At 36.6% G+C, this 21,493-nt stretch carries 14 protein-coding genes; 8 read left to right on the top strand and 6 right to left on the bottom strand.

Annotated elements, in window-relative coordinates; translation table 11 throughout:
- Positions 1–90: 90 nt before the first annotated feature.
- A complete protein-coding gene (locus LEP1GSC199_RS06295; protein ID WP_083901923.1) occupies positions 91–828 on the bottom strand; it encodes a LytR/AlgR family response regulator transcription factor in 738 nt (245 codons plus the stop codon).
- 9 nt (positions 829–837) lie between these two features.
- Positions 838–2,763, bottom strand: a complete 1,926-nt coding sequence (locus LEP1GSC199_RS06290; RefSeq protein ID WP_002979245.1) for a PP2C family protein-serine/threonine phosphatase — start codon at positions 2,761–2,763, stop codon at positions 838–840.
- 92 nt (positions 2,764–2,855) lie between these two features.
- Here LEP1GSC199_RS06290 and LEP1GSC199_RS06285 point away from each other — a divergent pair, with 92 nt between their 5' ends.
- The 3 genes from LEP1GSC199_RS06285 (at position 2,856) to ahpF (ending at position 6,047) form a co-directional block, all read left to right on the top strand.
- On the top strand, positions 2,856–3,773 hold the full coding sequence (locus LEP1GSC199_RS06285; protein WP_002979197.1) for a hydrogen peroxide-inducible genes activator: 918 nt from the start codon (positions 2,856–2,858) through the stop codon (positions 3,771–3,773).
- 106 nt (positions 3,774–3,879) lie between these two features.
- A complete protein-coding gene (gene ahpC, locus LEP1GSC199_RS06280; RefSeq protein ID WP_002979255.1) occupies positions 3,880–4,443 on the top strand; it encodes an alkyl hydroperoxide reductase subunit C in 564 nt (187 codons plus the stop codon).
- Positions 4,444–4,487: 44 nt separating this feature from the next.
- Positions 4,488–6,047 (top strand): alkyl hydroperoxide reductase subunit F, encoded by a 1,560-nt coding sequence (gene ahpF, locus LEP1GSC199_RS06275; protein ID WP_002979222.1) that lies wholly within the window; start codon positions 4,488–4,490, stop codon positions 6,045–6,047.
- Here the strand turns inward: ahpF and LEP1GSC199_RS06270 are convergent.
- Both LEP1GSC199_RS06270 and LEP1GSC199_RS06265 read right to left on the bottom strand, forming a co-directional pair.
- Positions 6,033–8,411 carry a PAS domain-containing protein gene (locus LEP1GSC199_RS06270; protein WP_002979189.1) on the bottom strand — a complete coding sequence of 793 codons (2,379 nt, stop codon included), beginning with the start codon at positions 8,409–8,411 and terminating at the stop codon, positions 6,033–6,035. The genes ahpF and LEP1GSC199_RS06270 overlap by 15 nt on opposite strands.
- Before the next feature lie 44 nt (positions 8,412–8,455).
- The gene (locus tag LEP1GSC199_RS06265) at positions 8,456–8,890 is read right to left on the bottom strand and encodes a hypothetical protein (protein WP_002979123.1); all 435 of its coding nucleotides are present in this window, start codon (positions 8,888–8,890) and stop codon (positions 8,456–8,458) included.
- A gap of 147 nt (positions 8,891–9,037) precedes the next feature.
- Here LEP1GSC199_RS06265 and LEP1GSC199_RS06260 point away from each other — a divergent pair, with 147 nt between their 5' ends.
- From LEP1GSC199_RS06260 to LEP1GSC199_RS06250, 3 genes are read left to right on the top strand one after another with little or no spacing between them, the layout of a single operon-like run.
- Positions 9,038–14,107: an alpha-2-macroglobulin family protein gene (locus LEP1GSC199_RS06260; protein ID WP_002979226.1), complete on the top strand. Its 5,070-nt coding sequence runs from the start codon at positions 9,038–9,040 to the stop codon at positions 14,105–14,107.
- Positions 14,104–16,293, top strand: a complete 2,190-nt coding sequence (locus LEP1GSC199_RS06255) for a transglycosylase domain-containing protein (RefSeq protein WP_002979117.1) — start codon at positions 14,104–14,106, stop codon at positions 16,291–16,293. The genes LEP1GSC199_RS06260 and LEP1GSC199_RS06255 overlap by 4 nt, the downstream gene beginning before the upstream one ends.
- Entirely contained in the window at positions 16,280–17,923 is a 1,644-nt protein-coding gene (locus LEP1GSC199_RS06250) for a sulfatase-like hydrolase/transferase (protein WP_232420678.1), read from the top strand. Before LEP1GSC199_RS06255 ends, LEP1GSC199_RS06250 begins: the two co-directional genes overlap by 14 nt.
- Here the strand turns inward: LEP1GSC199_RS06250 and LEP1GSC199_RS06245 are convergent.
- The gene (locus LEP1GSC199_RS06245) at positions 17,920–18,456 is read right to left on the bottom strand and encodes a TetR family transcriptional regulator (RefSeq protein ID WP_002979232.1); all 537 of its coding nucleotides are present in this window, start codon (positions 18,454–18,456) and stop codon (positions 17,920–17,922) included. The genes LEP1GSC199_RS06250 and LEP1GSC199_RS06245 overlap by 4 nt on opposite strands.
- Before the next feature lie 368 nt (positions 18,457–18,824).
- On the opposite strand from LEP1GSC199_RS06245, the gene LEP1GSC199_RS06240 reads away from it, so the two are divergent.
- Together LEP1GSC199_RS06240 and LEP1GSC199_RS06235 are read left to right on the top strand one after the other, a co-directional pair.
- Positions 18,825–19,235, top strand: a complete 411-nt coding sequence (locus tag LEP1GSC199_RS06240) for a DUF5329 family protein (RefSeq protein ID WP_002979159.1) — start codon at positions 18,825–18,827, stop codon at positions 19,233–19,235.
- A gap of 78 nt (positions 19,236–19,313) precedes the next feature.
- Positions 19,314–20,489: a YncE family protein gene (locus LEP1GSC199_RS06235; protein ID WP_002979213.1), complete on the top strand. Its 1,176-nt coding sequence runs from the start codon at positions 19,314–19,316 to the stop codon at positions 20,487–20,489.
- A gap of 49 nt (positions 20,490–20,538) precedes the next feature.
- Here the strand turns inward: LEP1GSC199_RS06235 and LEP1GSC199_RS06230 are convergent, their stop codons facing one another.
- Positions 20,539–21,387: an NmrA family NAD(P)-binding protein gene (locus LEP1GSC199_RS06230; protein ID WP_002979119.1), complete on the bottom strand. Its 849-nt coding sequence runs from the start codon at positions 21,385–21,387 to the stop codon at positions 20,539–20,541.
- Positions 21,388–21,493 lie beyond the last annotated feature (106 nt).

Raw genomic sequence — 21,493 nt, 5'->3', positions numbered from 1 at the left:
GGGTTTGGTCAACGGAATAATTATACTAACGATGATTAACTACTTAACTCGGAATGAACGCTACATATTCCGGAGTGAAATCTGAATTAATTACAATTTAAGTGCTTCTTTTAGATTTTGAGCAAAAGAACGGCCAACAGGGAGGGTGGTTTCATCCTCGTTTTTTAGTTGGATGGTATAGGATCCACCCTTGTCATAACGAAGACTTGTCACATAATCCAAATTAACTAAAAAACCTTTATGGATTCGAATGAATTGTGTGGATGGTAACTTTTCTTCAATTTCCTTAAGTAATTTTGCAGTTTCGTAGTCCTTTTGTGATGTATGGATCACGCAACTTTTGTTATTTGCAGAAATGAATTGGATGTCTTGAAAAGGCAAAAGAAACACAGCAGAATCTGACTGGATTTTGAGATTGGTTAACTTTTCCTTAGAAGAGTTTTTGATTTGTTTTGATTCCTGCAGAAAACGTAAGGCTTTATCAACAGACTTTCGAAATCTTTCAAAGGAAAAGGGTTTAAGTAAATAGTCGGTCGCATCTAAATCAAAGGCTTCGACAGCATGTTCGCTATAAGCAGTGGTGATTATAAAAAAAGTGGATTTGTTATGTTCTTTTCTTAAAATATCCATTCCATTGACAGCAGGAAGGTTGATGTCCATAAAAACTAAATCAAATTGTTTTTCTTGGAGAAGGTGCAGTGCTTTGTCACCGCTTTCCGCTATCCCTGCAAGTTTTAACTCGGAACAGTTCATAATGTAATCCATCATGAGCATCCTTGCAGGATATTCATCTTCGATGATCAGAACTGAATAGGTGGAGGAGTCCATGGGTTTAATTTATGTTACATCAATAAAGAAAAAAGTGACATCGTCTTTGAGTTCTTCTTCTGAAAATTTCGATATTTGAACAATGATATCTTGAGACAATGTTTTTATATCCTTGTCTTTTCCTCTCTCTAGTAGATCAAGTATTTTGCTTTCACCAAACAATTTATTTTCTGCACGAGCTTCTGTCACTCCATCTGTGAAAAAGAAATACCGATCACCGATTTCCATTTTATGAGTCCATTCTCCATAAGTAAAGGACTCTCGCCATCCAATGATTGGCCCTCTTATATGCATAAATTCGAATTTTCCTGCGACTCGATTGTAAATGAGGGGATTGGGATGTCCTGCCGACGAGAAAGTGATGGTTTTTTCATTTGTATCAATGAGTGCACAACAAGCCGTAATAAAATATCTACTGACAAGTGATGTCAAGGCTTGGTTCATGTGCTCTAAAACATCTTTGGGTGAGTTGATGTTTTTTGTTGATTCTCTAAATTGTACCTTTACCATGGAAGATACAAAGGCAGCGGGAACACCGTGTCCGGCTACGTCAGCAATTAACAAAAGCAGGCGATGGTCATCAAGTTCTACCCAGTCGTACAAATCCCCTCCCACTTGTTTCATAGGAAGGTAGGTGGTATGGATTCGAATCCCGATTGTATTGGGATGTTCTTTCGGTAAAAGATAACTTTGGAGTTGAGAAGCAAAGAATAAGTCTTGTTCTAAATCCTGATTTTTTTCTCTAAGTTCGATGGTTCTTTCGCGGACACGAATCTCCAAATCCTTTGTTAGTATCGAAAGTTCTTTTTCATTTTTTGCATGTCGGTAAGAGATGGCAACTCCTGAAAGAATCATCAGAATTAAAAAACCATATTGTGTTAAATAGATATTTTTTCCTGAAGTTACATCGATGATGATATCAATAGTGGCACCAATACAGATAGAAATAAATCCGACAGCTAAAAAGTAAGCTTCTGCTTTTTTTGCTTTCGCAGCTCGAATGACCCCTCGGATGATAAAGAAGACAACTAACAACAAAGAAAATTCCCAAATTCGGAGTAGTAAAATCCTCGTAGGAATTTGGATTTCCCAAGTTTGCACAAAGGCCAGACAGAGAAGGAAAAACACTAACAACCTTTCTTTTAGGTGGAATTTGGTTTGGAATAAAGAATAACTAAATAAAAAGATGGAAACAGGAAGTAAAGTTTGAGCTGTAAAAAAAACCTTTAACCAAAAGAAAAAAGAAAAATTTGTATATGTATAACTAATGTTTAATAAAGGAAGTCTCCACATAACAAATATTAGTGTAGACAATAAAAGGTAAAAATTGGCTTTTACCTGTCTTTTTAATACTATGGAGAAAATTTGGTAAGCTCCAATTCCAAAAAACAACATGATAAAACAAAAATCTCTCCCATCTTCTTTGATAATGAATTCTTGTAATTGTTCGTAGTTTCCCATAACGGGAATTTTTCGGAATAGTCCCCCTTGAAAGGTTTTGTTCCGAAAATGAATTTCTAGTTCTAGTTCGTTGACTTCGTTTACTTTAAGAACAGAACTAGGTATAAAATACAAACGTTTGTAATACCAGTTGGGAGAATACAATCCATCCGCAGAGACACTACCGGTTTCTCCTAACAAAACACCATTGACAAAAAGTTTGTCGACCTCTTGGACCCGGTCTAAGTAGATACCAAGTGGTTTGTTGTTTGGTTCGTAGTAAAAATTGGTTTTGTAAGACCCGTGAACTGGCGGGTTCATTCCTTGCAAAGAGAGACCTTTTCCGACTTGGATTGGTTTTGTTTCGCCTTGGGACGTAAATGTCCAGCCTTGCGACAGGGTCGTTAGGTAATCTGAACTTACTTTTAGTGGTTCCGAAGAAAGCGAAAAAACCGCGGTAAGCAAAATGGGGAAAATAAATGAGAGGGATCTCATCACTATCGGCTAAAGATAGTTGTATAAAGAGAGAATGCAAGTTGATTTTCAATCTCTCACATAGTTTAGTAAATTTTTTGGAGAGAAGCTAAATGACAATCACTCAACTTCGATACATCGTTGCTTTGGATCAGTTCAAAAGTTTTGCAAAAGCCGCCGAACATTGTTTAGTTGCACAACCTACGTTGAGTTTACAAATTCAAAAAGTGGAACAGGAACTTGGTTTTGAATTGTTCGATCGAAAGAAAAATCCAGTCATTACAACCAAATTAGGGAAAGCCGTTGTCGATCAGGCCAAAAATACTTTAAAAGAGGCTGACAAACTCTATGAAATTGCCGGTCAGTGGAAGGATGAACCAGCTGGAAGTATTTCTATTGGAATCATTCCAACTGTAAGTAATTATTTGATTCCGTCTATTTACCAGAGTTTACAGACCGAATTTTCTAAAGTAAACTTTCGAATTTCGGAATTACCTACTCTAACAATTCTTGAAAAATTGGAATCAGAGGAAATTGATTTAGGGATTCTCGCAACCCCACTTAAAATTCCAAATATCGTCGAACACCCGCTATATTATGAACCCTTTGTAGTATACTATCCAAAAAATACCAAAGAAAAATCTGCATCTGTTTCCATGAAACATATCGAAAAGTATCCTTTACTCGTGCTTGGAGAAGAGCATTGTTTTCGCCACCAGTCCCTAAAAATATGTAACCGTAACTCGCTTGCAAAAATTGAAAGTGGAAGCGTGGAAACCCTGAAACGTATGGTGGATATGGGGATAGGTGTTACCCTTTTGCCCAAACTCTCTGTCGAAAAAACCTCGGATCGGATTGTTCCTTTTGATTCCCCAGAGCCTGCGCGGGAGATCAGTTTGGTATATAAAAAGGGATTTTACAAAACCAAAATTTTAAAAAAACTAACAAGTCTTATTCTTGGTGTGATTCCCAAAGAATACTATTCTAGAGAAAAATTTAAAATCATCGGTGTGTCTTTAAACCAAGATTAGATTAAAATCTTTCGATAGCTTTTATAAATCTGATCATTTATAGTATTTATTTTACAAATGATCTATTTTCGAGTATATTCTTCTTAACAACAAAGGAGGATATTCAATGTCCAATATCAACACTCAAATTCCTGACTTTACCACGGAAGCTTTCCATAACGGTGCTTTCAAAAAAATTAGCAAAAAAGATGTCCTCGGAAAATGGTCCGTTTTTGTCTTTTACCCGGCGGATTTTACCTTCGTTTGTCCAACGGAACTTGGCGACGTAGCAGACTATTATGCTGAACTCCAAAAAATGGGAGTGGAAGTGTATTCCGTTTCTACTGACACACACTTTGTTCACAAAGCTTGGCACGAAGCAAGTGATACTATCAAAAAAATAAAATTCCCAATGTTAGGTGATGCTTCCGGAAAGATCACTAGAGGATTTGGAATTATGATTGAAGAAGATGGTCAAGCACTTCGAGGAACATTTGTGGTGAACCCAGAAGGTGTGATCAAAACTGCTGAGATCCATGATCTTGGGATTGGACGTTCCGCAGAAGAACTCGTTCGTAAGGTACAAGCAGCCCAGTACGTTGCAAACAATGACGGCGAAGTTTGTCCTGCAAAATGGAAACCAGGTAATTCCACTTTGAAACCAGGCCTTGACTTGGTAGGAAAAATCTAAACTAAGTTAGGCGGGATAAAACCCGCCTAAATCGGGAGGTTATTATGTTAGATGAATCAACAAAAGAACAAGTAAAACAATACTTCGAAAGAATAAAAAATCCAGTGAACATACGATTGTTTTCGGGAGATCATGAAAAACGAGAGGAGCTGATTGAGTTTTTAGATGATATCGTCTCTTTAAGTTCTCAGATTTCTTTAGAACATTCTGCGGATAAAAATGATGGTCTTCTTTTTTCCATTCTATCAGAAGGAAAACCAACAGGAATTGAATTTTCAGGAATTCCTATGGGCCATGAATTTACATCATTGATTTTAGCAATTCTTCAGTCCGGTGGAAACCCGATCAAATTGGAAGAAGGTATTCTTTCTGCTGTATCTAAACTAAAAGAAAACTTACACTTTGAAACTTTTATTTCTCTTGATTGTCATAACTGTCCCGAAGTGGTTCAAACACTTAATAGTTTTGCCCTCGTGAATCCTTTCATTTCGCATAACATGATCGACGGGGCCATGTATCCAGATCTTGTAAAAGAAAAAAATATCCAAGGAGTTCCCGCAGTTTTTCTAAATGGAAAACGATTCCTTTCAGGAAAAGCAGAAGCATCCGTTATCTTCGATAAACTTTTGGAATTGTATTCTGTTCCTGAAACAAAAGAAAAAAATTCCAATACCACCAATCCATCCGATATTTATGACGTAACGGTGATTGGTGGAGGTCCCTCTGGTGTAACAGCAGCAGTGTATTCTGCACGGAAAGGATTAAAAACCCTCGTCATTGCTGATAGGTTAGGTGGTCAAGTGAAGGACACTTTAGGGATAGAAAATATTATATCCATTCCTTATACAACAGGACCAGAACTCACCCATGTATTGTCAGAACAATTGGAGAAAAACCAAATTCGAAAAAAAGAAAATGTCCGCGTTTTAAAAATTGAATCTGGGGATTTAAAAACTATTCATTTGAATACCGGAGAACGTATTGTTACAAAAACAGTAATTCTATCTACCGGTGCAAAATGGCGTGAACTCAATGTTCCTGGTGAAAAAGATTTTATTGGGAAAGGGGTTGCCTATTGTCCACATTGTGATGGTCCGTTTTTTAAAGATAAGGATGTGGCAGTGGTTGGTGGAGGAAACTCCGGTGTAGAAGCAGCACTGGATCTCAGTGGAATCGTGAAATCAGTCACCTTGATTGAGTTTGGTGATAGGTTGAATGCCGACCAAGTGTTACTCGACAAAGTGGCTCAGTCTTCGAATATCAAAACTTTGGTCAAAGCACAAACTATGGAAATTCAAAACAATACAGAGAAGGTCACTGGGCTTACTTATAAAGATAGAAGTTCAGAAAAGTCAGAAACCATTCCCCTTGATGGAGTTTTTGTTCAGATCGGACTTGTACCAAACAGTAGTTTTGTGAAGGATTTAGTGGCTACCAATCGGTTTGGCGAAATACTCGTCGATGAAAAATGTAAAACTAATGTAGATGGAGTTTTTGCTTGTGGAGATGTGACAAACACTCCTTACAAACAAATTATCATCGCCATGGGTGAGGGAGCAAAAGCTGCCATCAGTGCTTTTGAGTATCTTTTACATGCGGCCTGAGGATAACCATTTTTCAATAGTAGAGTAAAGATCGGCGGCGGAAATTGGTTTGGTGAGAAAGTCATTCATTCCTGATTCCATCGCCGTATCTTTTACGGAAAAAAAAGCTCCAGCAGTTAGTGCGATGATTGGAGTTTTTTTGTTAGATCCTTTTTCAAGTTTTCTAATTTCTATCGTTGCCGTATAACCATCCATAATTGGCATTTGTAAGTCCATAAAAATCAAATCGGGTATCTTTTGTTGGAACTGATTAACTGCGTCTGCACCGTCGATTGCATATCTTAGTTTTATATTCGGATATCTTTTTAATAACATTTTAGATAATAGTTTTTTGTTTAAATCATTATCTTCCACAATCAAAATGTCGTTTTGAATTAGATTGTTTTCAACGATCACCGATTCATCAGGAGATGTTTGTTTTTCTTCGAATAAGTTGGATGATACTGATCCAGTTGCATTTACTTGTAATGACAAAACAAAACTAAATACACTCCCCTTCCCAAGTTCACTGTCGAAACGCAAGTGGGAATTCATTTTCTGGATAAGTTGACTTGTGATTGTGAGACCAAGTCCAGTACCACCATACTTCCTAGTAATCGATGTGTCTGCTTGTGAAAATGAATCAAATAATTTTGTTTGTGAATTTACATCGATTCCAATTCCAGTATCCGAAACTGAAAACTCGATATCAATGATGTCGTCAATTTGTTTGATTGTTTTTACCGAAACTTCTACTTTTCCCTCGTGAGTAAACTTGATTGCATTCCCAATCAAATTGGAGAGTACTTGCCGAACTCGTAATGGGTCCAAGGAAACAAATCGAGGTAAGTGCGAATCTAAATGGAGTTCTAAAGGGATTGCTTTGGATGCAGCAGAAATTTTGAAAAGATCTACAGTGGATTGGACTAAGTCTGTCAAATCTGTGCTTATCAATTCAAGTTCCATCTTTCCCGAATCAATTTTTGAAAAATCAAGAATTTGATTTACTAAAGATAATAAACTTTTTCCAGAAAGATGGATATTTCGTAAGGATTCTTTTTGTTCGTCACTTAACGAAGAGTGTAGTAGTAGTTCTGTGAATCCTATGATTCCGTTAAGTGGAGTTCTAATTTCGTGGCTCATGTTGGCTAAAAAATTACCTTTAGCCATGTTTGCTGCTTCTGCCATTTCTTTTGCTTTTCGCAAAGTATATTCTATTTTTTTGGTTTCTGTAAGATCGGAATTTGACCCAACCATTCTAATTCTATTTCCAGAAGAATCTCTTTGAATATAACATCGCGACAAAACATGAGCATAATTCCCTTTTCTTTTTTTCATTTGGAAACTGAATTCAAAAGTTTCTCTTTGTGAGAGTAGAATGTTCTCTAAAAATTCAGTTACCCAATCCACATCATCGGGATGGATCAAACTTTTCCAATAACTGATGGGTGTATTATCTGGTGATTCATCATTGCCAAATTCTAACCACCAGCGACGTGAGTAAATGACCGTATCATTAACTAAGTCCCAATCAAACCAACCATCGGAACTAACTTCTAAAATTAAAGCATAACGTTCATTAGATTCTTTTAAAGCATTTTCCGCACGTTTTTGTTCTGTAATGTCTTTACTGGCACCGACAATAAATTTGAATTTTCCATCCACTTCAATCGGAGTGAGAGCAGTAGTCCAAATTTTTGTACCTGCAGGCATGGGAATACTTTCTTCATAAGAGATTGTAGTTTTCGCTTTTAGTGCATTCCGGTAATTCCTGATTATCGGTGTACCTAAATTTTCACCTAACAAATCAATAGGAGTTTTTCCTTGTATGAACGATTGAGTAACCCCAGTGGATTTTTCGTATGCGGTATTAACTCGACGGATTACAAAATCTCCATCCTCCATTACTTCTACAAGGAACATAGAATCCTGGCTTCCATTAAAAAGAATGTTATTTTCGAGTAACAGTTCTTTGATTTCTACGGATTCGTTTTTAAAAACATCTTGTATAGATAATAACTCAGAAATATCTGAGATGATTCCATCAAAGCGAAGAATTTCTCCTGACTCGTTTCGAATTAATCTACCTTGGCATTGAACAAATTTAGTCTGTTTGTCTTTTGTATGGATGCGATAACGAACTCGAATTTTACCTTCAACATTTAGAGAGGTTAATGCAAGTTCTACGATCGATCGATCATCTAGATGGATTAAATCTCGCCAAACATCGCGTTCATTTGTGAAGTATTCAACCGGATACCCGGTGAGGGTTTCCGTAGAAGGGCTTATATAAAGAATTCGTAAATCAGGATAACTTGCTGAAAAGATTACCTCCTCCATTGCAGAGAGAATTTGCATTTCCAATGAAGGGGGAGGTGGGTGCATACCCTCCATTGGACGAATCTTTTTTATGGATCTAACAGGTTAGATTAGGATTTTCTAATGAGAAAAGGGAGCGCCAGTTGGGGTGTTAATTTGCTGTAGTTCATTCCGAGTAAATCCGTTTCATTCAAAACTCGAAATTCGTCAACGAAATAGGGCCAAGGAAATGGAGCATTTTTTGTGTATTCCAGAATTAGGCTTGGGTTACCGTCAAGCCGCGACTTCCCAATGGACAAATTCATGGGATGACGCATTTGGAATTCGGGATTTTGTGGTGGTAAAAATAAATTATAGGCGATGTCTGAACCATCAAAAGATTTTCCCCACCAATGACGAAAGGACATAAAATTCAAACTGAAACTAGCGCCGACCTGGAACCATTTGGGGCCAAGCCATTCAGCCTTGTAATTCCCGATGGGAAAAGAACTGGGTGCCTTTAATTCGAAAAACTGCTTTTTAATCTGAGACAGGGACATCGTCATTAATCAAATTTCAAAAAGATAAAAGCATAGCGAAAATTCTGATCCCATTAAAAAAAATATAGAAAGATTTCCTATTTCATTCAGGAAAGAGTTGGCAATAACTCGTGTCCATCGTAGAACAGGGAACATTCGAATTTCGGAGTTCTCATGCGTAAGTTGGTATTGGCTTTTGGTTTTCTTTTTTTCCTTGGATCTTGTAATTCTATCAGTGGTTTTTTTCGGTCCATCAAACGAACCATCTTTCCAAGTAGCTGCCGTATCGAAGTCAAACTAGACACTACAGACCTAAAATATTTAGAAGACCTTTGGGATTATCGCATCACAGTTACAGAAGATACCAATCTACAAGAGTTCGCATCCGCAGTTCAAATTTCTCCAAAACCATCCAACCCTCGCACTGAATTTTCTGACTACGTAAGTCGGGAATTTTCTCTTGATTCTTGGAATTTTGATCCAGGCATAGAATATGAAATCAAAATTGGAAAGTTTTATGCGGAGAACGACTGTTTTTTAGAAACACCTGTTAGTTTCAAACTTCCAGTGATGACAAATAAACCCTCGTTTTATTTATCTCGTGAGAATATCTTTGAATCCAACTTAAACAAAGTACTTCCTATTTCTATTTCGAATGTTCCTGAATTTCAAATCAGATCTGCAGAATTATCGATTCCGGTACTTGTGAATGCAATCGCAACATTGGGTGACAAGTATTATGAATATGAAAATCAATTGATTTGGAAAAAATCAGTATGGAAGTCTGGTCTGAAAATCAATTTTTTTGGTAATCAAGGGATGGACATTGACAATTATTTCGGAACCAAACCCAATACAAAGGCTTGGATCGCACTCCAGTTAGGTGCAAATGTCATTGGTGAAAATAACAAAGAAGAGTTTAAAAGAGAATCCGTTTTTTTACAATCCACAAACTTGGGAATCACAACCAAATTAGATCCAAATACACTCCATGTTTGGGTGCACAGTCTTTCCAAAGCAGAACCCGTTGCCAATACCAATATAAGTTTGTATGAAAAAGGAAACTTACGCGGAACTTGTAAAACCGATAAGGATGGACATTGTACTCTGCCGTCCCTCAGTGATACAAAGTCATTCGACAAATCTGTGTTAATTGCCGAGGATTTTTCTGGTGATAAAGCCTTCCTTCATTTTAATGAAACACATATTGAAGGTTATAGTGATTATTATACGGAAAATCATGTAAAAGGTAAAGTTTACTTTGATAGAAAGTTGTACAGACCCGGTGATCGAGTAGAGATCAAAGCAGTCCTTGCAGACAGAAAAAATGGAGTGTTGGTTCCTTATTCTTCTAAATCTGTAAACTTACAAATTCGAGATTCTCGTGGAAAGGATGTAACCAATACAAACCTCACTTCCACGGCACAAGGGGGAGTGGCCACAAGTTATATCGTTCCATCTGATGCACCCCTCGGACATTATTCCGTTTCAGTTTACCTACCTGGTAAAGATGGTTCGATCACCTATGATACCTTTCAAGTAGAAGAATTTCGTCCTGTAAACTTTATGGTGAATGTAAATTTAGCGAATGCGGTAAACAAAGATCAAAACGTGAAAGGAACTGTAGAAGGTAAATACATGTTTGGTGCTCCGATGGGAGGAGCTAAGGTTAGTTATTCGGTCTTAAAAAGAAAACGATACATAGCCTTCGATGTTTTTTCGAGTTATGACTTTTCCGATACTTGGTATGATTACGAAGACGAATATTCTGGTGGTAATTCGGATTATATAACTGGTTCCGAAGGTGTTTTGGATAGTAAAGGTCTTTTTCAATTGGACATACCGGTGCAAGAACTGACCCGCAAATTTGTTACCGATGGTGAAGATATTGAAATCGCGGATCCATTTAACTTAGTAGTTGAATCGTCTGTATTTGATGTAGATGGAAAGTCTGTTACAAAATCTTCCAGTATACCTTACAATCCTTCAGAAACGTATGTAGGACTAAAATGTAATGATAGATACCAGTCTTTGGACAAACCGTTTCAATTCGGGGCTATTGCTGTTAACTTACAAGGTAAAGCCGTCGCTGGTGCTGAGTTAAAGGCATATATCATTTATAATGATTGGACATCTGTGTTGTCACAGGGATTAGGAAAGTTCTTTTTTCGAAGCAACCAGCTAACAAAAAAAGTTGTTGAGACAAAAAAACTGATTTCTAAGGCCGAGGGAGTATCTTTTGACTATCGTGCTAAAAATCCTGGAAGTTATACGGTTTTAATTCTAAATCGAGACAAAGTTTTTTCTCGAGTGGATTTTTATGCTTACGAAAAGGAATCTTATTACACTTGGGACTTCCGTGGGGATGACTCCATCGAGTTACGTTCTGACAAACAAGAATATAAGATCGGCGACAAAGCAAAGATTTTAATTAAATCCCCTCTGCAAAATGCAAGAGTTATTGTCACTGTAGAAAGAGATTCAGTGTATTTTAAAAAATCTTTTTTGATGAAAGGAAACAGCGCTCCTTTAGAAATCCCGATTGAGGAGGCGTATCTTCCGAATGTGGATGTCAATGTAGTGATGTTATCGGGAAGATTGCCGGTGCCGGAGGGACTTCCCGCAGAAGATATTCAAGAATTCAACGAACGGGACTTAGGTGCTCCAAAAGCCAAAACGGGTTCAGTTACTTTAAAAGTAAATTTAGCATCCAGAACAGCGCCCGTTGTGATCAAAACTGACAAATCTGAATACCAACCCAGAGAACAAGTGAAATTGTCGATCCAATCGAGTCCTGGTGCGGAACTCACTGTCTCTGTGGCAGATCGCGGAGTACTCGACTTAGTTGGTTATTCCTTTCAAAGCCCAGTTCAAATGTTTTATCAGTATTGGTATAGTATTGTTAAAACTTTTGAACTCCGTAGTATGATCATCAAACATTATATATACGAAAACAAAGGGGATAGTCCAGGAGGGGATTACGGAGAAGATTCCGGAGGTGGATTTTCTGCGGAATCAGATTCTGGTGCGAGAAAAGACTTTCGACACACGGCTTATTGGAATCCGGTAGTCGTTGCAGATAGTAGTGGAAATGCAGACTTAAGTTTTACCTTACCTGATAATTTAACAACATTCAGGGTTATGGTTGCCTCTTCCGCCAATGGAAAGTTTGGTGCTTCTAATTCGGAATTTATAGTCAAAAAGAATTTGGTTTTACAAAAGACTGTTGTCAGATTCATTCGAGTTGGCGACAGTTTAGAGTTAGGTGGTAGTATCACCAATAATACGAAGAAAAAAGGTAAGTTTAAATATAAAATTGATTCTAAGTTCCTTTCAGAAGATAAAGGTTGGTCATCGATTGAACTTTCTGCAGGCCAAACCAAAGAAGTCCTTAAAACATTCCAAATCTCAGAATCACAGTACATCAAACTAAAACTTGACCATCCCAAGGATGAAATCCAATTGTCTTATCAAATCTCGGTAGAACCTGAAAACGTTTCTGAATTTGTCGGTTTGAAAAAATCGGATCTTTCTGATGCATTAGCGGTAACAATCCCTATCAAAGAATTTGATCCAGTAACATCAGTTCAATTTTCAGGATATACAGATTCGGAACACAAAACTATAATTGCCGTTCCTAAAAAAGAATCTATTTTACTCAATAAAGGTTCATTAGACATTCGTATGTCGGGAACTGCACTTACGGCTTTGAAATCTGCGTTCGACTTTTATGAATCTAATCCTTATTTTTGTATGGAACAAAGAACTTCGGCATATCTGCTTTCTTTGAGTGCAGGAGAGTTGTTAAAAGAATTCCAATACAAAGCTCCGGCAAAAGACTCTTATGATTTTACTCAAATCGAAAAATTGTTTTTAGATGAGATGTCTGACTTCCAAGCATCTGATGGAAGTTTTAAAGTTTGGAAAGGTCATGGTAGAACTGGGTATCCATATTTGACTGCTTACATCGCCTCGGTAATGCAGATTGCAAAAGACAAAGGAAAACGATCAAACCCGCAAGCATACCAATCGGCAATTCAATACTTACAAAATTATGTAAAAAATCCCACTGAAACTTCGATCAATTCTTACCAAACTCTAAGTTTAATTTATTCCGTACTTTCGAAAGACAAAAAGGACATTCATTCCTTAGAGAAAACTTTGATAGACCACTTTGAAGAACTGAATCTAAAATCTCGTGGTATCTTTCTTGCTGCCTATGCCGAGACACATAAACTTGAATCTTATGAATCGGATACTGTGTTTAAAAAATTATTCGCAGAATATACAAAATACATTTCCTATGAAAAGGAATTATTCACCCTTAAACCTTTAAAAGAGAATTCGGATGAATATTATTATTATTCTTATTACAGTTCCTCAACGGTTCTTGGAAATTATTTACGATTGTTACTTAAGGTAGATTCTAAAAATCCGCGTATTGTAGATTTAGTAAAATCGATTATGATGGATCGGCAAAATCAATATTGGTCAGATAGTCATAGTGTCGGCACCATAGCACTTGCGTTAGCCGAATATAGAAATCGTTTTGAGTCGACCTCCGTTGACACTGAAGGACAAGTTATCTTTGGTGAAAAAACTTTAATTGATGAGTCCTTTTCTGCCTCATCCGACTCCATCTTTAAAGAAGAAATTACCTTTGATCGGCTTTTTGAAGGAAAAGATCCATCAAGTAGGCAATTACTTTTCAAACGCACTAGTGCTGAAGGTAGATTGTATTTTCAATCTAGATTGATGTATGTTCCCGTAAAAGATACCACCACACAAAAGTTTAATGGTCTGGAAATCCGTAAAACCTTATTTCGAATTGATGGAAGGGATTCCAACGGTAATCCAATTTTGAAAGAAGTGACTAACCTCCAACGCGGATCAACCTATCTTGTCAAAGTGAAAATACTCAGTAATACCGAACAGGCATTTGGTATGATTGTAGATCCAATTCCAAGTAATACTGAAATTGTGAACACATCATTTTTGACGGAAAAATCTTCTGATGCTGAGGAAACAGAGGTCACTGAAAATTACTACGGTGGATATAAAGAATATAGGGATGATCGTGTAATCTTTTCCGAAGACAGACTTGGGCGAGGGGAAACAGAATTTAATTATATATTGAGACCAGTGGCAAAAGGAAATTCGATTCTGCCAGCCTCGAAAACGTTTTTGATGTATCATCCGCAGTTTTATGGAAATACCAACACAATTCGAGTGAAAGTGGAGTGATTTCTAAAAAAACAGTTGCTATCTATATTCTGTTAGGTGGAAGCCTTGTATTCCCCTTAGCAGGATTTTTATTAAGGCCCATTTATTTTGAGTCTCTTCGAAATCATTCAACAGTTCGAATTCTGACGAAGGAAGGGACTCTCATAGGAAGAGGAAAAAACTTAAACCAAACTAAACAGGATTGGGAAAGTATTCAGGAGTATCCAAACTTCGTTCCAGAAATCATCAAAATTGCAGAAGACAAACGATTTGATTCCCATCATGGAGTTGACCTTTTTGCAGGTTCCAATTCACTTCGTTCGTATTTTTTTTCAAAAGGGAAACGAGGAGGTGCTTCCACGATTACGATGCAACTAGTTCGGATACAAAATCCCGAGATTCGTTCGTATCCATTTTTTCTGCGAAAAGTTTTTGAAATGGTAGAAGCACTTCGGTATGAAGTCTGGCTGACAAAGGCAGAAATTTTAGAAGCCTATTTAAATTCAGTATCCATTCATTCCAATATTGTTGGGTTTCCATCCGCATCACTTACGTTATTTGGAAAACACATTCGTTTTTTATCGATTGAAGAGACGGTTTATCTTTCTGTTTTGATACGAAAAAACAAACCTACGTTGGAAGAACTTTCGATTCGTTATAAAAATTTATGCGAACGAATTCCTTACGAAATTCCAATTTTAAAAGATCCAAACGAACTGACGGTCGATCCCAATTTCAGAAGTAAGTATGATTTCACAGAACATTGGAAAGGCGAAAACCATCACTTTCTCAATTGGATCCGAAAGTTGATCTCTGTCCCTTCAGAAGAGTTTGTATCTTCCTTATCTTCAGAATTGAATTCAGATTTACATTCGATTGTGAATTCTGAATTAGCAGGATTAGCAAGATGGAATGTATCCAATGCATCTGCAATTGTACTGGAACGTGTCCCTGGTAAAGAGGATGAGTTAGAACTCAAAGCCATGATCGGATCCAAAAATTTCTTTGAAGATGGGGATGGAATGGTAAATGGTAGTTTGGCATATAGAGATGCAGGAAGTACGCTAAAACCTCTGTTATATGCAGTTGCTATAGAAAAAGGGTATTACAATATAAATTCAATTTTCTCTGACGAAAAATATTCCTTTTCTTTGGGCCAGGGAGGGAACTATCTTCCAAGAAATGCAGACCTTCGGTATTGGGGAGATTTGACCTTAGCAGAAGCACTTGGTAACTCACGGAATATTCCTGCGGTCACAGCAATCAACCAAATGAGTGTCACGACCTTTTATCGGTTTTTGTTGGCGGCAGGATTTTCGCACTTAAAAGAATCTCCTCAGTTTTATGGACCAGGTCTTGCATTAGGGGCAGGTGGAACAAGCCTTCTCCAGTTAGTGCGCGCTTATGGATCATTTCCTTTGAATGGAATACTCCCCAAAATTCGCCTTGGAAAAATTGATAAAAAACCATTATATTACGGTTCTTCTACACGATTGTTCTCTGGTGAAACTGCTGAAGAGATAAAGTTTGTTTTGAAAGATCCTAAACTTCGGCAGCGAGCTTTTGGCAGAAGGAGTTATTTGGATTTTCCTTTTCCTGTATCAATCAAAACAGGCACTTCTAAAGATTACCGTAATTCGTGGACAGTTGCGTTTAATGAGAATTATGTGGTTGGAGCTTGGGTTGGAAACTTTTCAGGCGAACGAACAATGGATGTTTCTGGATCATTTGGTGCAGGACGGATTGTGCAAAACATATTTCGTAGTTTGATGAAAGACAAACCTAAACAAGATTATACGTCGAATTTTACAGAAACTAAAAGTTTTTGTCGTTTGACCGGAAAGTTAGCTTTGGAAAAATGTCCATCCATTGTTTTGAGAGTTAGAAAAAAAATCATTCATTCTGAGTTTTGCGATAAACATAAAGAAGGAGCCAAGTCTTCTGTGTTAGGTGTTGGTTTTGTATATCCGTCTATGGGGCAGGTATACTTGTATCATCCTTCTTATGAAAGAGAAACACAAAGTATTCCTATTAGAATTCGTGAAATCAAAACTTTAAAGGATCCAAAACTTGTCTGGAATGGAGAAAAAGAATTTACACCTTCCACCAATGGAGACTTACGATTGCCAATTATTCGTGGAAAACAATCCTTAGTATTGTATGATGGGGAACAGCAGAAGGCGTTTGTAGATTTTGAAGTTAAATAAGTTAAGTCTTTTTCAAAATTGGCTTTCTTTTGAAAAGTCACCAATGTTTTTTTTGTATTTATTTTTATATTGTTTTTATGAATCCTTTTCCTTTTCGACTGGAGTTTGGAATTATTTTCATGGAATTTTGATTACTACGTTCACAATTTTTGTTTTGGTTTTAGAATTATTTTTGAAACACAAACAAAAGAAAAATGATTATATTAATACTAGTTTTCGTTTGGCGTTATGGACTCTATATATAATTGTTATAGGATACCAAGAGGTTTACCAAACAGCTCTTACTTTTGATATTGTAATTTATTTTTTTAAACATCTCTCTCTTTTATACGCTGACTTCTTTAGTTTTATATATCAATGGAAATTAAAGCAGTGGGTTGTTTTAGGATTTGGATTCTATTTGGTTTTCTGTAACACTCGAAAACAAATTTTAATCTCTTTATTGTTTGGAATATTGTTAATTCTTTCTATCAGTTTTTATTCTGAATGGAAGGTTTCGAATGCCCACCAATACAAAATGGTCTCTCATCAGGTGAAGAGAGGAAAAACAGTTTTGGAATCTGTATCTGGAAAACCAAATTTTGTTTTTGTATTATTGGAAGGTGTCTCAAGAAAACAATTGTCTTCCCTACAATCACGTTATATTGATTTTTCCATCTTGGGAGGATCGCATTTTTGGATTCCAATGCCACATACTTCCAAAAGCCTATTTACTTGGATGACTGGAGAATCGCAACTGAATCATTCTAGATTGCAATTGGATGATTCGCTAATGAACTTGAGTCTTCCCATTCAGTTACAAAAGAGACACAACTACCGAACTTTTATGATTTACACACAATCCATTTACTTTGAAGGAATGGATCGGTTTTTTCCGAATATCTTTCAATCAGTATTCGATAAAACATATTTAGAAAAACAATTTGGATCTTTGTATTCCTCTTTTAGTTGGGGGATGGATGACCATGTGGTTCTTTCTGCTTTGAAACAAATTAACGATACAAATAACCTTCCTTTATTTGTTTTGATTGGACTTAGCCAAACACATAGTCCCTATTTTGTTTCTAACGAAAGTAATAACCATCAGTGGAAATCTCCTTTATTACGTTATGAGGCATCATTGAAAGAAGAGATTGAAGTTTTAGATTCGATTATAACTTATTGGAAGGAAAACTCCAATCGTGAAACTGTTTTGATTCTTTCTGCAGATCATGGAGAATCTTTCGGTGAAGAAGGTGCCCATGCTCACAACTATTCGTTATACAATCAGGAAACAGATGTTCCTTTCCTTTTGTATTTTATAAAATCAGGTCAAGTTTACCAGCCAAAACAGGGAACGTCTGTAGATTTTAAGGAAACAATGCTAAGTTTATTGGATACCAATAATATCCAAAAAGAATATCATCAAAAATCAAACTTCTTTCGTTCTAATTATGAACCAAATTTAGTTTTAAAAACTTGGAATTCGGAAATCCAAAAATCTTTGATTACTAAGGACAAAAAATACATTTATCATAGTGATCGGGACCAATTACTTCAGATGGATCTGATGGATGGAAATAGAAATTCCATTACCGATGTTCGTGTAAAACAAAAAATAATGAATCAAATCTATTCAGGAATTCGTTAGGTATTTTTATTTCCATTCAATAGTGTAAGAATGGATGTTCGAAGAAAACTTTTATAGTCTAAAACAAACATATCCAATCCATCTTCTTTGACTGCCTCTTTCACTTGGTTAGATGGAAATCCATGGGACCAAGAACCTACAGCCAAAGCATGACACTGCATCAGAAATAAGAATCCTGATTTTTCATTTAGAAATGGAAACGTTTGGATGAGAAGTGGTAGTATTCTAAAAATTTGTTCTTTCAAACTACGTTTAAATTCACGAATGGTTTCTACACTTGCATTTTTTTCTAAAATTGTGGGAACAATCGGAAGTAGTTTTAAAAATCGAACATGTCTATCCATTGATTCAACAAACCATTTGGAAAAAATGTCAGCATCTATAATCTTTGTCTCTGTTAAAAATGCTTCCATATCCAGAAACCAAGCTTCATAATCTGCGCTATGTACTCGAAGGCAAAGATCTTCTTTCGTTGGAAAATATAAGTACAAAGTGCCTTTTGCGATTTTTGCTCGTTTGGCAACTTCATCCATAGAAAGCTCTGCCCAATCTTTTTTTGCAAAAGGAAGGCCGCAGATTGGAGAATTGTAGTACGTTTGGAAAGTTTATCTTTTTCCAATACGGCTCTTTTTTTTGGGGAACGTTCTACAATCGGCACGCGGCTCATACCTCCAGCTTAGGAAAAACCAAAAAAATATGCTAGAAGAAAATGGTTATTGACTACAGGTCAATTTAGAGTAACCCGAAGTCATTTACTTCTGACTTATAGTCAGTATATTTGTTTTTTTCGTTATTTGATTTCAATTCTTTCTTGCATAAAAATGATCTGGGTTGTTATTTTTCGATCATTATCTTTGTTAGATCTACCTTGTTGGGATCAATAGAAAAAAAGGATGTATTTATGAAAGTTCGTTGTTTCTTTTGGTTTGTTTCGATCATTATTTTTTTATTTGTTATTGAGATTCCAATTCTTTATGGAAAAACAAATTCGTGTGTGCCTCTCAAGGAAGAACAAAAAATTGAAAAACTTTTAAAAAGCGTGGGAAAAATCCAAGGAAGTTTTATTCGTAATGGTGAAACTCATACACCGGAAGAAGCAGAGAAACACCTTCGTTATAAATTAGAAGAAGCAAAAAACTCCTTCTTTGCACCAAATCCCAAAGAATGGACCGCAAAACTTTTTATAGAAAAAGTGGCATCAAAATCGTTTCTAACGGGAACTCCTTACAGAATCAAACCAGCCAATGGTAAGGAAATACCATCGGCAGATTGGTTATTTGCGGAATTAAATAAAATAGAATCCTGTTTATAAAATAATGATAAACAATAGTTGTAAAAAAATGGAACTCTTGTAGTTTATTCCACCATGCCAAAACGGTAGGAGCCTATTATGATTCGATTCTTGTTTTTTTATCTTCCAATCCTCCTTTTCAGTTTTTCCTTATCTGCACAGAAAGTAGAATCAGAGTTTTCTTTTGCGACGGACTTCAATGTGCGACCTACATTTGTGGAAGGCAATCAGCCCTTCTTTGTCAACGGTGGTAAGTGGCTCTATTTAGGAAGGACTGCTGATTTTGATGAACCTGGATTGTATTTTTATGATACTGAGTCAAAAACGCGAATCTATCGCTCTGTCCCCTTAGAGTCCTATTACAATACCCACGTAGCCGAGTTCGTAGGACAAATCGAGACAAAAGGCAAACGATTACCTCTAACCATATACGAGTTTTTGTTTTATGATGAAACAACAGGGCGTGCTGGATTTGTAATCGAAAACAAACATAAGTCTTTAGATTCCAAACGGTATTTTTTTATGGGAATGAACTTGTCCTCAAACGCCATCGATGTGGTTGAACCAATTTTTGAAATTACAGAAGATGATAAAAAATCTTTCGCTATCAGTTCGGCCATTGGATATTCACAAGAAGACAATACTGGTTACTTCAGTTTTGCTGTGGATGCCGATCTAAAAGACGATGAATCAGAGGACGTTACTGCTTTTATATACAAAATCCAAAACCAAAATTTGACAAAATTAAAAGAATACAAATCAAAATTTTATCCTTACACACCAGAATTCCATCCGGAATCAAAACAAATACTAATTGCTTGTTATACGGAAGCCTTTCAGAAAAGAAATCCAATGGGATATTTGTATAAAGTAGAAACAAACTCATTCCAAGAGTTCTCCATCCCATCAACTCCTTATGGAATTAGTTTTTCGAAAAATGGAAAGTATTTGTATATGGCAGCAGCTGATACTGGCGAAGTTCGTATGTACAATACAGACAATCTTTCCGATGTGAAAAAAGCAAAATGGGGAACTCACGGTCATAAATTGGGATTTTGGAAAGAGGGGGAACTTGTTTGGGTAAGAAACTCTGGGTTACATATTTATGATCCGCTAACTTTGAAACAGAAAAAAGTCATCCCAACAAAAAAATTCTATAAGAATCATGTGAATGTCAGTGGGTCGGTATTTTTACCATTCCGTAAATTGCTTTTAAGAAATATATTAGAAGACCCGACTGGCGGTGCTGCCAACCGGGTTTTACTTGCGGATTAAAAATCAATTTTCTCCGAATGGAAGATGAATCTAATGTTGATGTTTGGAACTATTTCCAAGCATTCGCATTGTCTTTAGCATACTGACTAAAAGAGATCGGTTCTTTTCCAGTCAGAGTTTTTACTGTATCTAGAATAGGAGATGCAAATCCATCTTTTAAGGCACCAGCGATCATCACAAGAAAAGCCGCATAGTCTTTTGTGAGTCCGGCCGATACGAGAGACGATTCAAATACTTTTGGATCCACATCCACATACCCAATTGTTTTTCCACTTACCTTGGTTAAATGGTCGGCCACTTCGTTGTGATCAATAGATTCTGGCCCAGTCAAAGCAAAAGCTTGATTGTCATTTTTCGAAGAAGTTAGAAGGACTGCAGCAACGGAAGCAATGTCTCTTGCATCAATGAAACTTGTTTTTGCATTTCCACCTGGGAAATAAATTTTGCCGTCTTGTTTGATTCCTGCGATCCAAAAGGTATGGAAGTTTTGCATAAACCAATTCGGACGAATGATATTCCAAGGAATCCCCGCCCCTTCTAACAAAATCTCTGTTTTGCGGAATGGTGCTTCTGGTGGTGCGTGTTCCACACCCATAGCCGTCATTAACACTAATTTTTTTAAGCCAACTTGTTTTGCTTTTTCAATCCATGGGGAAAGAATTTCATATTGGTTGGTTTGGCCAGGAGGGCTTAAAAAATAAGCGGCATCCACTTTTTCCAAAACTTCCAATCCTTTGGTAAGTTCGCTAGAATCGGCGAACACCCAATGAACGTTTGGGGCACTCTTTTGAGTTTCCGGTTTTCTTGATCCAACAAAGACTTCGTGCCCCTGTTTTAATAATTCCGTGACCAGGTGGCCGCCTACGAGTCCTGAGCCGCCATATACAAATACTTTCATAGTTAATCCTTGAATTCGGAACTGAATCCGTTAATGATTATCTATAATACTCCTAAAAAACTATACTGTCTATGTCGTAAAATATTAAAAATATATCCAATCGTAT

The sequence above is a fragment of the Leptospira vanthielii serovar Holland str. Waz Holland = ATCC 700522 genome, assembly GCF_000332455.1.
GTDB classification, from domain to species: domain Bacteria; phylum Spirochaetota; class Leptospiria; order Leptospirales; family Leptospiraceae; genus Leptospira_A; species Leptospira_A vanthielii.
The sequence above is the reverse complement of the archived record's forward strand: the minus strand, read 5'-3'. Positions and strand labels throughout refer to the sequence as shown.

What these genes read in the sequence shown, in the direction of transcription:
- ahpF (WP_002979222.1), top strand. Translation starts at nt 4,488, where the DNA reads ATGTTAGATGAATCAACAAAAGAACAAGTAAAACAATACTTCGAAAGA.
- LEP1GSC199_RS06290 (WP_002979245.1), bottom strand. Translation starts at nt 2,763, where the DNA reads ATGAGATCCCTCTCATTTATTTTCCCCATTTTGCTTACCGCGGTTTTT.
- LEP1GSC199_RS06245 (WP_002979232.1), bottom strand. Translation starts at nt 18,456, where the DNA reads ATGGATGAAGTTGCCAAACGAGCAAAAATCGCAAAAGGCACTTTGTAC.
- LEP1GSC199_RS06285 (WP_002979197.1), top strand. Translation starts at nt 2,856, where the DNA reads ATGACAATCACTCAACTTCGATACATCGTTGCTTTGGATCAGTTCAAA.
- LEP1GSC199_RS06230 (WP_002979119.1), bottom strand. Translation starts at nt 21,387, where the DNA reads ATGAAAGTATTTGTATATGGCGGCTCAGGACTCGTAGGCGGCCACCTG.
- LEP1GSC199_RS06295 (WP_083901923.1), bottom strand. Translation starts at nt 828, where the DNA reads ATGGACTCCTCCACCTATTCAGTTCTGATCATCGAAGATGAATATCCT.
- LEP1GSC199_RS06240 (WP_002979159.1), top strand. Translation starts at nt 18,825, where the DNA reads ATGAAAGTTCGTTGTTTCTTTTGGTTTGTTTCGATCATTATTTTTTTA.
- ahpC (WP_002979255.1), top strand. Translation starts at nt 3,880, where the DNA reads ATGTCCAATATCAACACTCAAATTCCTGACTTTACCACGGAAGCTTTC.
- LEP1GSC199_RS06235 (WP_002979213.1), top strand. Translation starts at nt 19,314, where the DNA reads ATGATTCGATTCTTGTTTTTTTATCTTCCAATCCTCCTTTTCAGTTTT.
- LEP1GSC199_RS06260 (WP_002979226.1), top strand. Translation starts at nt 9,038, where the DNA reads ATGCGTAAGTTGGTATTGGCTTTTGGTTTTCTTTTTTTCCTTGGATCT.
- LEP1GSC199_RS06265 (WP_002979123.1), bottom strand. Translation starts at nt 8,890, where the DNA reads ATGACGATGTCCCTGTCTCAGATTAAAAAGCAGTTTTTCGAATTAAAG.
- LEP1GSC199_RS06270 (WP_002979189.1), bottom strand. Translation starts at nt 8,411, where the DNA reads ATGCACCCACCTCCCCCTTCATTGGAAATGCAAATTCTCTCTGCAATG.